The sequence below is a fragment of the Alcaligenes sp. 1735tsa3 genome (assembly GCF_024134565.1).
GTDB classification, from domain to species: domain Bacteria; phylum Pseudomonadota; class Gammaproteobacteria; order Burkholderiales; family Burkholderiaceae_B; genus Alcaligenes; species Alcaligenes phenolicus.
In genome coordinates, this window is record NZ_CP099862.1 from 2318136 (window position 1) to 2331345 (window position 13210).

At 56.4% G+C, this 13210-nt stretch carries 9 protein-coding genes; 5 read left to right on the forward strand and 4 right to left on the reverse strand.

Going from position 1 to position 13210, the window contains the following annotated elements; all coding sequences use genetic code 11:
- Positions 1 to 143: 143 nt before the first annotated feature.
- From argH to NIZ92_RS10745, 4 genes are all read left to right on the forward strand, one after another.
- Positions 144 to 1565, forward strand: coding sequence for an argininosuccinate lyase (gene argH, locus NIZ92_RS10730; RefSeq protein WP_083053454.1), 1422 nt, complete (start codon positions 144 to 146; stop codon positions 1563 to 1565).
- 767 nt (positions 1566 to 2332) lie between these two features.
- Positions 2333 to 3331, forward strand: a complete 999-nt coding sequence (locus tag NIZ92_RS10735; RefSeq protein ID WP_035271801.1) for a MerR family transcriptional regulator — start codon at positions 2333 to 2335, stop codon at positions 3329 to 3331.
- A 62-nt stretch (positions 3332 to 3393) separates the two neighbouring features.
- Positions 3394 to 4254, forward strand: a complete 861-nt coding sequence (locus NIZ92_RS10740) for an SAM-dependent methyltransferase (RefSeq protein WP_035271803.1) — start codon at positions 3394 to 3396, stop codon at positions 4252 to 4254.
- A gap of 133 nt (positions 4255 to 4387) precedes the next feature.
- Complete coding sequence (locus NIZ92_RS10745) at positions 4388 to 4906, forward strand: GNAT family N-acetyltransferase (RefSeq protein WP_035271806.1); 519 nt, start codon at positions 4388 to 4390, stop codon at positions 4904 to 4906.
- 631 nt (positions 4907 to 5537) lie between these two features.
- Here the strand turns inward: NIZ92_RS10745 and NIZ92_RS10750 are convergent.
- Both NIZ92_RS10750 and NIZ92_RS10755 read right to left on the reverse strand, forming a co-directional pair.
- Complete coding sequence (locus NIZ92_RS10750; RefSeq protein WP_254001904.1) at positions 5538 to 7988, reverse strand: penicillin G acylase; 2451 nt, start codon at positions 7986 to 7988, stop codon at positions 5538 to 5540.
- Between the two features lie 155 nt (positions 7989 to 8143).
- A complete protein-coding gene (locus NIZ92_RS10755) occupies positions 8144 to 9556 on the reverse strand; it encodes an FAD-binding oxidoreductase (protein WP_254001905.1) in 1413 nt (470 codons plus the stop codon).
- Between the two features lie 218 nt (positions 9557 to 9774).
- On the opposite strand from NIZ92_RS10755, the gene NIZ92_RS10760 reads away from it, so the two are divergent.
- On the forward strand, positions 9775 to 10443 hold the full coding sequence (locus tag NIZ92_RS10760; protein ID WP_254001906.1) for a TetR/AcrR family transcriptional regulator: 669 nt from the start codon (positions 9775 to 9777) through the stop codon (positions 10441 to 10443).
- A 321-nt stretch (positions 10444 to 10764) separates the two neighbouring features.
- Here the strand turns inward: NIZ92_RS10760 and rlmD are convergent, their stop codons facing one another.
- Complete coding sequence (gene rlmD, locus NIZ92_RS10765) at positions 10765 to 12075, reverse strand: 23S rRNA (uracil(1939)-C(5))-methyltransferase RlmD (RefSeq protein ID WP_254001907.1); 1311 nt, start codon at positions 12073 to 12075, stop codon at positions 10765 to 10767.
- 297 nt (positions 12076 to 12372) lie between these two features.
- Positions 12373 to 13197 (reverse strand): peptidoglycan DD-metalloendopeptidase family protein, encoded by an 825-nt coding sequence (locus NIZ92_RS10770; protein WP_009462088.1) that lies wholly within the window; start codon positions 13195 to 13197, stop codon positions 12373 to 12375.
- Positions 13198 to 13210: the final 13 nt, after the last annotated feature.

Sequence of the window (13210 nt, forward strand, 5' to 3'; positions counted from 1 at the left end):
ATTCTTCCTTGTCCAGCCAGCCCCAAAAAGGGCCCGCATGGTTTCCTAGAGTCTGAAAACTATCTAATATACTGCACAGCGTCTGTTTCCTGCGGGACTGGATGACCTGCGTCAGCCCGTCCGATCCACTATAATTGCCCTCTATGTCATCAAACACCCCCTCCTCTTCCCAAGACCAGTTCGCCAATAAGGCCATGGCCTGGTCGGCTCGTTTTTCCGAGCCCGTCTCTGACCTCGTCAAACGCTACACAGCGTCGGTAGACTTTGACAAGCGCATGGCCCGCTTTGATATTCAGGGTTCCCTTGCCCACGCCAGCATGCTGGCTGCCGTCGGTGTGATCACCGAGCAGGACAAGGCCGACATCGAGCGCGGCATGAGCCAGATTCTGGACGAAATTGCCCAAGGCCAGTTCCAGTGGTTGCTGGATCTGGAAGACGTGCACCTGAACATTGAAAAACGTCTGGTCGAGCTGATTGGCGATGCGGGCAAGCGCCTGCACACCGGCCGTTCGCGCAATGACCAGGTCGCCACCGATATCCGCCTGTGGCTGCGCAACGAAATCGACATTGCCCTGGACCTGCTGGCCCAGATGCAGCGCAAGCTGGCTGAATTGGCCCTGGCTCAGGCAGACACTATTTTGCCCGGTTTCACCCACCTGCAAGTGGCACAGCCCGTTACTTTTGGCCACCATTTGCTGGCCTACGCCGAAATGTTCCAGCGCGACGCCGAGCGTCTGCAAGACTGCCGCAAACGCGTGAACCGCCTGCCATTGGGCGCGGCCGCTCTGGCCGGCACCAGCTACCCGATCGACCGTGAAATGGTTGCCAAGCTGCTGGATTTTGACGATGTGTGCCGCAACTCGCTGGACGCTGTGTCGGATCGCGACTTCGCCATCGAATTCTGCGCCGCTGCCGCCCTGATCATGACCCACATCTCCCGCTTCTCCGAGGAGCTGGTGCTGTGGATGAGCCCACGCGTTGGCTTTATTGATCTGGCTGACCGCTTTTGCACCGGCAGCTCCATCATGCCGCAAAAGAAAAACCCTGACGTTCCCGAACTGGCCCGTGGCAAGACCGGTCGCGTCAATGGTCACCTGATCGCCCTGCTGACTTTGATGAAAGGCCAACCACTGGCCTACAACAAGGACAACCAGGAAGACAAGGAAGGTCTGTTCGATTCGGCTGATACCATTCGCGACACCCTGACCATTTTTGTAGACCTGATCTCCGGTATCAAGGTCAAGCCAGAAGCCATGCGGGCCGCAGCGCTGCAAGGCTTTGCGACCGCTACCGATCTGGCCGACTACCTGGTCAAGAAAGGCCTGCCTTTCCGTGATGCCCACGAAACCGTGGCCTTGGCCGTGCGCGAGTGCGAACAACTGGGTTGTGATCTGGCGGACCTAAGCCTGGAGCAGCTGCAAAAATTCGACAGCCGTATCGAGTCGGATATTTTTGGCGTGCTGACGCTGGAAGGCTCGGTCGCTTCGCGCAAACACATCGGTGGCACCGCCCCCGAACGTGTCCGTATCGAAGCACAGCGTATTCTGGATCGTATTCCAGGCTGATAAGCAGCGACTGCTGAAAGCAGAAAAAGCCGCTCCTGTTCTAGGAGCGGCTTTTTTTTAGGCATTGACTCAGATTTGATCTGACGTGTTTTGTCAGTTGCGTTAGGGTTAGGACTGGAACTGCTGCTTTCGGCCATGACCCGACATTCGCTCCACGGGCACAATGGAGCCAACAGCGGTCCTTCGTCAATCTGAATAGGCTTCACTAATGGTTCATCTCGAACGGTCTGTGGCAACGTTGCGCATCATGGGTGACGAACTAGTGCCTGAGGAAATTTCGAGGCTACTCAGTGCAATGCCGACGTCAGCTCATGTGAAAGGGCCGCAGATTCCTTAGAGCCCATCGGGCCGCATTGGCACGAAGAACTCTGGCATGTGGCGTCTAAGGGCGAAGGAGACCGAGCCAGAAGACTTGGATGGTCAGGTCTCGGAGTTGCTTGGTCAAGTCACGTCGGACCTAGCGGTTTAGGGTGACATCGTGACTCGGTTTCGTGTTGACCTGTTCTGCGGATGGTTCATGGACAATAATAGCAAGGGCGTGGAGCTTTCACCCGAGAGCATGCTTACACCAGCGCAGCGCGGCATCAAGTTGTCGTTTGGCACCTACGGGCCGGAAGCTTCGGATGGCCTTGAGCGTGTGTCGCAGACTTAGGTTAACCCGCCATGCCGGCAATTGAAAGAACGCTAAGCCCGCTTTAGGGCGGTTACCCCCTACAGGCTCGACCTTTACCAGACAATCGTGGTAAATCTGATAAACCGTGTAAACCGTGGACGCCATTCATCTCACCATAGGAGCAGTCGCCAAGCGTGCGGGTATCACTGTACGTACTCTGCATCATTACGACCATATCGGATTGGTATGCCCCAGTGCTCGAAGCGAGTCGGGGTATCGCCTCTACAGTGCCAACGACATCGAGCGATTGCATGCCGTTCAGTCCCTCAAACAACTAGGACTCAGCCTCGAAGCGATTGCGGCAACATTGACTGGAGGTGAAGTCACACCTCAAGTGTTACTGCGTCGCCAGGTAGAAGATGCTACGCGCAAGCTGGTGGAAATCCAGGAGCTCAAAGAAAAGCTGCTGTTTCTGGAGCACGCTGTCTCTCGCCAAAACGCATCGGCCGGTGATTTGCTCGACGGCATTCGCCTCCTTGAGACTCATCAGTTGTACCTTCCCTCAGAGGACGTACGGCGGCTGCTTGCGCGCTGGCGTCGCGCCAAGGCCCGATGGCAGCCAGTTGCCGGAAAATTGCTTGCATGCCGAAGCGGCGATGTTCCGGTCGATGCAGCGCAAACGCAGTTGCTCGCACAACGGTGGATGAACATCGCAATGTCTGTTTTCGGAGGACGGCTGGGCGCCATCCTTGATTGGGCGCGAATGCATCGGGAAGCGCCTGAGACGGCGCGGCACGCTGGACTTGAGCCAGAGCTCATGCAATACCTTGAACAAGCCATCGAGTTGCGCCTGGAAGCATTGCGCCGTCATCTCTCGCCAGACGAACTTAACAGACTGGATGGCTCTACAGGGCCTGAGTGGGAGACATTTGCGGCTCAAGGAGAGAGGCTGCTCGCCAATAGAGTCTCTCCAAAGACAAAGGCTGCGCGCGAGTTGGTGGCGCGATATCGCGAACTCTCGCTTAGAACCGTAGCGCAGGATATGTCGCTTGCGGTCAAGCTGAAGCAGGCCTATACCTCGGAGCCCATATTGGCGCTCGGTCACTTTGTTGGTCCACAGCTGAGGGCATACCTCGAAGCTGCTGCCTCTTGACCCTGACGTTACGTCAGGCCTGAAAGTACTCCTTTCGTTGAACTAACAACAGGAGTATTCCAATGAAATTCACTGGCTGTCCAAGCCCCTCGGCCATGCGTGTCGCCACTTCACGAGCAGCGCACCAGATTCTCGAAGGCGACCTGGTATTCAAGGACCCCTTCGCCATAGCGTCTTTGGGAAGCGCCAATGCTGCATCACTGATGCGCGAACCAATGGTGCAAAACGATGTCCCGTCACGCTCCATGCGGGCGGGCATCGTAGCCCGCTCACGATTCGCGGAAGACCATTTGCTGAAAGCCATTGCCAACGGGACTGTGCAATACGGCGTAGTCGGGGCAGGTCTGGATACATGGGCACTGCGCAGTGCGTCCACGCTTCCTGCCGTCACCACGTTTGAACTGGACCAGCCTTCAATGCAGAAATGGAAGACAGACCTTTATACAGACAACGGATGGGCTCAGCCCGCAAGCCTGCGCTATGTAGCCACCGATTTGCGGGAGATGACCAGTGTTGATGGTCTTCTCGCAGGTGGAGCAGACCTTGCCAAGCCTGTCAGCCTGTCTGTGCTGGGGGTGCTCGTCTACCTTTGCAACGATGTGGTTGAGCGCGAGATTGCTGCGTTACAGCAACTTGCTCCAGGCTCCACCGTTACGCTGGACTACCGCCTGGATGAGGCCCAACTGCATCCTGTGGAGCGAGTCATGATGCAGTTCACGGCCAGCATGATGGCTGCGGGAGGCGAGCCGTGGCAATCATCTTGCACGCCGGAGCGCATGCGTGAACTGCTGTCATTTGCGGGCTTTGAAGTCGATGAAGACTTGGGGCCGGCAGAACTCAACGCCCGCTATTTCGCGGGCCGCAGAGATGGCTTGCAGATTGCAGGCGGCGGCTTCCGTTATCTGAGTGCGGTCAAGCGATAGACTGACCAAGAGCATCTGTACAGTTTGCGTGCAGATGCTACCCCACAATCGTTGTGGAGGACTGCACCTCACTAAAGTGCCTGGTTCACTGGCGCGGGTGCAGCCTTCCAATTGACCGGTCATTTCCGCCCACATGTTCATTCGTGTTGCCACCCTTGAGGACGCGGCATATTTGCCGCGAATCGAAAAGTCCGCCAGCGAGCTCTATCGAGCTATCCCCCATTTGGATTGGCTGGCAGCTGGCCAGGTCATCGCGCGGGCTGAACATGAGCGGCTCATTCTCAAGAGAAGCGTTTGGGTCGCTGAGACATCGCAGGACAACCTGGTCGGATTTTTGAATGCCGAAGTTTTGAATCATGAGCTTCACATTTGGGAGCTTTCTGTTCATGGCGATTGGCAACGACAAGGTGTTGGCACGGGACTGCTTCGCAGCGCTTACCAATATGCGGTGGAGACCGGCTTGGCTGCGCTGACGCTGACGACTTTTAAAGATGTTCCGTGGTGTGCGCCGGCGTATGCAAAATTCGGGTTCAAACCCGTGATGAACCCCGTCCTGCATCTTCGAGATGCGCTGAATGCCGAGGCTGCTCACGGCCTCCCAGTCGAGCGGCGAGTGGCAATGCGTTTGCCCATAACGAGGCCAGAACAATAACTTGGACGTAGGCAGTCTTCATGCCGGAGGCGGCTTAGTTCACCATGAGTGCCCACAGTGGTACAGACTTAAAGCATTAACGTGACAGCGGCTGTGGAGGTTCCTGCAACTCCCACACCGGTGCCGCTGTTTGGCGAACTGTGGGAGCGGCTGCTGTTGTCGGTGATGGTGCTGGGCTTTGCAGCGCTCGGCCTGTACATGCGCCGCTAGTGATGGCGTGACGATTGCAATGCAGCGAAAGCTGCGCCTATAGCTGGCGGTAATTGATGGCCGCTGGCTTTTTAGAGCACTAGGGAGTCATGTCCTTGGTGCTTTTTTGTGGGCGCCGGGTACGGGCTGAATGACCGCTTTGGTGCAAGACGAACTTCCGGTTTGGGTCGTTTTCTGCCCGATAGATCTGCCAGCTTCTGTTAGATCAACCAGAGTCAATAGATTTATACCGCTTCGACCTACTTCCAATCCTGCCTGCCCGGACTGGCAACTTAGACTTCGTACTCAGCTTCGCTGCTGATACTGGCAAGCTACCTTTGCGAATTCCCTCTGAGGGGTGCATCTCCAGGCCTGCTAACCCCCCCCAGCAGCGATCGAAGAAACGGCACCGCCCCAAAAAGTGCAGGTGCCGCACTCAACGTTAAGGCTGCGGCTGAATCAAAAGCATCGTGCTGCTTTGCGCATTACGACGAATGTCCGTATGCGTCACATCCATCGTCTTGCACTCGAAGTTCTCGTACAACTTCAGCTGATCCTCATAATGCGGGCTGCGGACACCATTACGGTCGGTGAAACCGCTTTGGCCGGGCGGCATGGCATCGCAGAACTCCACGCCCTTGGCATCAAACACCACACGGTTGTTCTCCGTGCCACGGTTCTGATAGCCGGTAAAGGCAAAGGTATTGCCCGACGTCGTCTGCGGAGTGCCCGTGAAGTTCTTGTCACTGAAGCGATGCACCGAGGTCGGCATGGTCCAGCGCTCCATCTGAGCACCCTGCTCCTGGCTCAAGCGGGCCTGCGCATTTTGCAAAGCCGTGTGCATGGTTTCCTGAGAAGAGCGCTCACCAAAGACATTCACACGCTTGGGATCAGGATGGGCTTCCAGGGCCAAGGCACGCAACAGTACCTTGGTGCCCATGCTCAAGTTGATCGAACCAGGGTTGGGGCCTTGCTGCGTGGCAAAACCGGTCTGGCTATACATGGCGCGATGCGATTCAGGCACCACCGGCATCAGGACTTGCTTGTACATCTCTTCCAGCCAGGTTTTGAACAGCACCCGTGCCGGTCCGGCATTTTGCCCAGCTTGATCGTGTTCCATGCCATCCCAGGCCAGCAAAGTCGTCAACGCCGCCTGACCAGCGTCATTGGCAGGTAGACTTTGCGCCAGCTTTTCCAGATGCGGACGGAAGTAGCGCCAGTTCACATCGCTATACGACGCCTTCTTGTTGAACTCCCAGATCTCCTGCACGCTGAACACATCTTTCTGCTGATACTGGCTGGTCAACTCGTTCATACGGTCGCCATAGGTCCAGTAATAGGTATCCGTATTGGTCTTATTCGGCGCAGGCTTGTTGTTCCAATTGACCAGATAGCCTTGCGGCGGATTGTAGGCTTTGGGAATCGCGTCAAAACTCTTGATGCCCTGCCACTCCATGCTGCCGTCCCCTTTGGCTGGCACGCGGATGTCCTGATTGGCAGGACGCTGGGGCAAGAAAGCAGGAGAGACATAGCCGATATTGCCGTGCTTGTCGGCGTAGTACCAGTTAATGGAAATCGCCATCTTGCTGGCCTGATCCAGAAACTCCGTCCAGTTGCGCGCCTTGGCTACATTCAGCCAAGCCAGCAAGGACTGCACCTCATAACCATCCCAGCTGCGTTTCTTGCTGTAAGCCGTGCCCTGTTCGTAATCAAACTGCATCACGGGGCCGTGTACGGTGCGCCAGATCGTCATTTCACGATCAGCCTGACCGCGTACCTGGATACGCTCCTTGCGCTGCTCCATCGTGCGCCAGGCATTGTTGAACCAGTACTGATCGGCACGCGCCGGGTTCAGTTTCTCCTGATACATATCCACCACGTCCTGGGGACCAGCAGTCGCCCCCCAGGCAATCTCGCTGTTGGTACCGAACAGAACAATCGGATAAGCAAAAGGCGTATTGCCCACCACATCAAAGCCCGCGCCGTGCAGACCGATACCGTAGGTGTAGGCCGGGTTGTACCAGCCAAACTGCGGGCCGTTGATCAGGACGGTAGACCCATCCTGAACACGCTCGGGGCGGGTGCTCCACAGATTGCTGGCTTTAGGTGCAAAGTCCGGGCCACGGCCACCCCAATGCTTGTCCTGACGCTCCAGCTCGGCAGCCAGAACTTGTGAAGAAACATGAGCCAGATTCTGCGTCCCTGCTTGCGCCTGTGGTTTGGACTCGGCAGCGGGCGCCGGAACGGTGGTGGGAGCTGTTGTGTCATTAACCCACAGCAGTTCATCAAACAAGGCACGGCCACGTTCCGGGCCGTGCTGTTTTTCCAGAGACTGGCGCATGGCCAGCGCGGTGACTTCCAGATTCGTGTCGGAGAAGCGATTGGCCATGGAGCCCACCCAGATCATGACCACATCAAAGTCGGTCAGCGGTTCGGGCTGGAAATCAAAGTCTATGTATTCTTTAGGCAGCAGTTCAGGACGACGGCGCACCTGCTCCAGATAGGCGTTATAGCCATCGGCATAGCCACGGAAAATATCGCGCTCATCTTTAGACAAAGCTGCAATCTGCCGCTGAATAGAGGCAGGGGTGAAGTTCTGTCGCACTTGCATGTCGTACTTGACGTAGACATCCTGCTCGCCAGGGCCCAGAACGGCGGCTGTTGTGCCTACAAAGGAGCGGCGCGCCATATCCATCTGGAACAGACGGTCTTGGGCGACCGCATAACCATAGCCGTAATACAAGCCATAGTGGCTGTCAGCAAAGACGTGCGGCACACCATAGCTGTCACGCATCACCTCTACCGACTGCACCTGCGCATGGGCCGGTGCCCCCGCCAAACCCAAGATCAAACCAGCGGCCGCAACCCCTGTACGAACAAGCCCTTTCTGCATATCTGTCCCTTGTTTTTTATGATACTGAAAATTCTTATGAACCTAAAATATTGATGCCAATACAAATAGGAAATCACAATGTAAAACAATCAGGATCGAAAACAAGTAAGGGCTTGCCCTAGTCAGCGCTGCTAAGCAAGGGCTTGAAAACGTATTTAGAAAGACACCAGACGACCGGGATTCACCGCACTCATCATGCCAATGGCGGCCTTGACCACTGGGATCGCCAGGCCGGATAACTGATGGCCCAGGGGAATGCTGCGATGGGTAATATCCGTCAGCATGGCAAAGTCCTCGTTGCGACCCATGACGTCGTCACTAATGGCTTTACCAATACGCACGGTTTGCGCCACGCCGTGACCACTCCAGCCATGCACCATGTACACAGGTACCGCATCCTCGGTCTTGCGCGAGTCAGTTGCCCCGTTCAGGGTGAAGTCACTGATCCCGCTCCAGGAGAAGTCCAGTTGCACCTGCTCCAGCTGCGGGAAAACCGTCTGGATACGATCCAGCAGGTAGTCATTGATACGTTCGGGGGACCAACTGGTGCCCGTACCCTGCCCGCCAAACAACAGGCGGTTTTGACGCACGGCGCGGTAATAGTCGATCTGGAATTGCGTGTCATACACCGCACGGTCTGTAGGCAGCAACTCGCTGACTGGACACTCCAAAGGTTCAGTCACACCTACGTAGGTATAGAACGGAACAGTGGTATTGGATTGCGTCGGCAAAAACTGCGAAGTCGTGTCATGCACGGCCAGCACCAAGGCCTGACGGGCCAGAATCGTGCCACCGGGGGTGATAGCCAAAGCGCCCTTTTCCGTCTGCTCGATTTCCTCGACCGGGCTGCCTTCGTAAACTCGACCGCCGTGCTGAACCAGGCCGTAAACCAGTCCGCGCAGTAGCGCCAGGGGATGCAACTGACCACCCAGAGTATCCACCACAGCACCATGATACAAGGGCGAGCGGATTTCCTGCTCCAGCTCGTAGCTACCCACAACTTCCACGCTGGTATCGCCCAGATAGCGTCGGGCATCCGCCCCCTCTACCAATGCGCCCATATGGCCTGCGTGAATGGCAGCCGTTAAATGACCACGACGACGATCAAAATCCAGCTCGTAATCCTGAGCAATCTGATCGAGCAGATCCATAGCCTCATGGGACGCGAAGCGCCATAAGCGGCGAGCTTCATCCAAAGGCAGATGCGCAATCATGTCTGCGGCTTCCCAACGGGCCAGGCCGGGAGTCAACTGACCACCGTTTCGGCCTGAAGCGGCAGAGCCAATACTGTCTTTTTCTACCAGCACCACGTCCAGGCCAGAGCGGGCCAGGTGCAAGGCGGTAGAGGCACCCAGCAAGCCACCACCCACTACCAGCACATCACATTGCGTGTCGGCTTGCAGAGGATCAAAGCGGGTCCAGGGGGCTAGCGATGCTTCGTAATACGTCGCGGGCGCGACGGCTTCGTTCAGATGGCCTTGTCGCCAATTCCACAATCGGGGATTACTGACCAACAAGCTCTCTGCGCTGGAAACATCGTTTAAAAGAGTCGGTTTAGAAATAAGCATAAATGTCCTGTGTCTGTTACGGCCTTTTGGCCGCCTGGATCACAGAGCGGAATGCTCCGGTGACGCCCCGTCAACGCGGCGTTCCGTTCTGTCTCGTTATCAACACCCCGTTGTAAAAACGGGGTGGAACGATCTTCTTCTACGCTGTAGAATTAATTTATTCTACTCTGTAGAGTTAAACTTGGCAAATCTGCCCTTTCCCTATCAAAGGAACTCTATTGGCCCAAGCACCCGCCACGCGCACACGCAAACTGAATAAGGACGAGCTGGTCATCGCCGCCGTCACCTTGATGGAGGAAGCCGGAGACAGCGGCTTTTCTTTACGCAAGCTGGGAGAGCGAGTCGGTTGCGATCCAATGGCCGTGCTCTATCACTTCAAGTCCAAGGACGGCTTGCTACGTGCGATGGCAGATTATTTGACAGGCCGTATTCAGGCCGTGGATACAGGTCTGTCGTGGACAGAGCGGTTGTATGAATTGGCCCGACAGTACCGTGAGCTGGCCTTGGGCCACCCACAGACTTTTCAGCAAATGCAGCGTTTTCTGAATACCGGCAAGGCCGACTATATGGTTCTTGAGCAGGTATACAGGGCCTTGCGCGATGGCGGTTTGAGCGATGCCGAAATCCCCGCCGCCTGTGTGGGCTGGTATGCCGCTTTATATGGATTGATTCAGGGCGAGTTGGGTGGACTTATCCGCCCAGTGACTGAAGAAGAGCTAAACGAACTGGAACAATGGCCCGCCGAGGATGTGCCTATGCTGCGCCAGATTCTGCCGCGCTTTGTGCATCTGCAATCCGAGCAGGTATTCAAGATGATGATGGAGCTGATACACGATGGCTTGATTGCCCATGCTGGTAAAGCGGCGACACCTGCCACCAAGCAGTAAAACCAGCAACGGATCGAATCAAACACACAAAACCGATCAGCCAGCCTAGCCTTCAAACGTGGTGATAAAAAATATATAGCTGCCGGCCACCTTGGCAAGGACACGGGCTGGCTCATGCCCACATCTCGAGAAAAGCACCTGAACGCGACTGATCTTTCCGCCAGCCTTCAAAACGCGATACCACCCAACTGGTCGGGATTGAAGGCAACAGCACCTTGGGCGAACGAGCTGACAAAGCCCCCAAGAAAAAACAAAATGCCCCGCAAACTGGAACTCTGTCCAATTTGCAGGGCGTTTTAGTTCAAGCCTGCTTAGGTGTACTTAGCGTGTAAAGACGGCAATTGATTCCACGTGTGCCGTATGCGGGAACATATTCACCACACCGGCCGATTCTAGCGTATAACCACCCTGGTGAACCAATACACCGGCGTCACGAGCCAGAGTACCTGGGCTACAGGACACATAAACCAGACGCTCGGGGCGTTCATGCTTTTCCAGTTGCGCCAAAGCAGTGGCGACCGCAAAAGCACCATCACGCGGCGGGTCAATCAACATGCGATCAAAATGGCCCAGGTCACGCAGCCATTGCACATCCACTTCAAACAGGTTCAGCGTTGTGAATTTTGCCTTGTCCTGCAAGTTGTGGGCCAAGGCTGCTTCACCGGCACGTTCAGTCAAGGTGCTGCTGCCTTCAATGCCAACCACCTCGGCGGCACGGCGTGCCAGGGGCAGGCTGAAGTTACCCAGACCACAGAACAAGTCCGCCACACGATGCTCGGGCTTGACGTCCAGCAGGGTCAAGGCACGCGAGATCAGGCTGCGGTTAATGTCGTGGTTTACCTGCGTAAAGTCCGTGGGGCGATACGGCATACGCAAATCAAATTCGGGCAGTGCGTAGGCCAGCTTGTCCGCATCTTCGCGCAGCAAAGGATGGGCCGTTTCCGGGCCCTTGGGCTGCAGCCACCAGCTGATGTCGTGCTCCTGACCGAAGCTCTGCAAACGCTGGATATCTTCGCTAGTCAGCGGCTCCATGTGACGCAGGGTCAAGGTGGTAATCTTGTCGCCCATGGCCAGCTCGATCTGAGGCAAACGATCCGGACGGGACAGACCAGCCAAACAGGAACGCAAGGGCTCCAGCAAGGCAGAAACTTTGGCGGGCAGGACACGACATTCCGTCATGTCCACCACGTAGCGACCATTCTTTTCACGAAAGCCGACCAGCACCCCACCCTTTTTAGGCACGTAGCGCATGGAGAAACGGGCGCGGTAACGGTACCCCCAATAAGGGCCGTGCAAGGGTGCCAGCACGCGACCTGGCTTTACCTTGCCAATATGACCCAGGGAATCTTCCAGCACGCGCTGCTTGACCGCAACCTGGGCCGAGGGCTCCAGATGCTGCATGGCACAGCCACCACAGACACCAAAGTTGGGACAGGGAGGTTCAGCACGCTGCGACGAGGCTTTCAACAAAGCCGTCATGCGGGCTTTATCGTAGGAGTCCTTGGAGCGCACCGTCTCGGCCAGCACTTCCTCGCCGGGCAAGGCACCTTCCACAAACACCACTTTGCCCTCTTTGTGGGCGACGCCGCGTCCTTCCAGATCCAGCGATTCAATTAACAATACGTCAGACATTCGATAAAAACCTAAATAAGCGTCCTGCCAAGCAGAATGGCGCAGTTGCATTGCTGCAAACGATGGCGAATCGCTGATTTTACAATGAGCATTCGGCACAACGGGTAAAAACAAGCAGAACGCGGCACTAGCGGTTCCGCAACGCTACTAAATTCTGAATGCCCCGCCCGTCCGACAGGCATAGCCTTCAAGTTGGAAGAGCGATCTGCACTCAAAAAGTCATTCAGTTGAGCACCCTCGAACAGGGCGCACAAAAAAAGCGGCCAGAAGCCGCTTTTTTCAGTCCAGATACCGAGCTTATCGCGTAGGCAGGTATGAGATCGGGTTGACCGGCGTACCGGAGCGACGAATCTCGAAGTGCAGTCGTGGCGAGGTGGTGTCAGACTGACCCAGATCGGCAATACGCTGCCCCTTCTTCACCTGCTGACCCGTTTTAACGTGCAAGACACTGTTATGTGCGTAAGCAGTGATAAAGCCATTGCTGTGACCGACCAGCACCATGGAGCCTAAACCGCGCACACCGTTACCGGCGTACATGATCTTGCCATCTGCTGCGGCAACCACGGGGTCGCCCACCTTGCCTTCGATATCAATACCCTTGGTCGAGGCATTGAAACCCTGGATGATCTTGCCACTGGCAGGCCAGCCCCAGGCGATCAGAGCCGCGTCGCTGGCGCGAGGCGCAGACACGGGCGTTTCAGTCTTGACCGGGGTGGCCGGGCTGACTGGCGAGGTCTGTGTGCTACCGCTACCGGCTGGGCGAGTCGTCACTGCCGCCATCGAGGTATTGCCGTCCAGACGCAAGGTTTGACCCACGCGCAACATGGAAGGATCCGTAATCTGGTTCAACTGGATCAGCGAATTCACGTCCATGCCGTGCGCTTGTGCAATCTTGTAGAGCGTATCGCCGGGGCGTACCACATAGGTACCCGAGGCACTGCTGACGCTGCCTGCCGCCGAAGAGGAACTCAGGTCAGTGACTGGAGCGCGCTCATTACGGCTTGCACAACCAGCCAGCAGGGTACTGGTGACCACAGCCGCCACCAGGCACTGACGGGGCGTCAAGAACCACTGTGTACCGGTGGAAGCAGCGGTTAACGGTAACCTGACTGCATGCTGCATATAAATCTCCTGA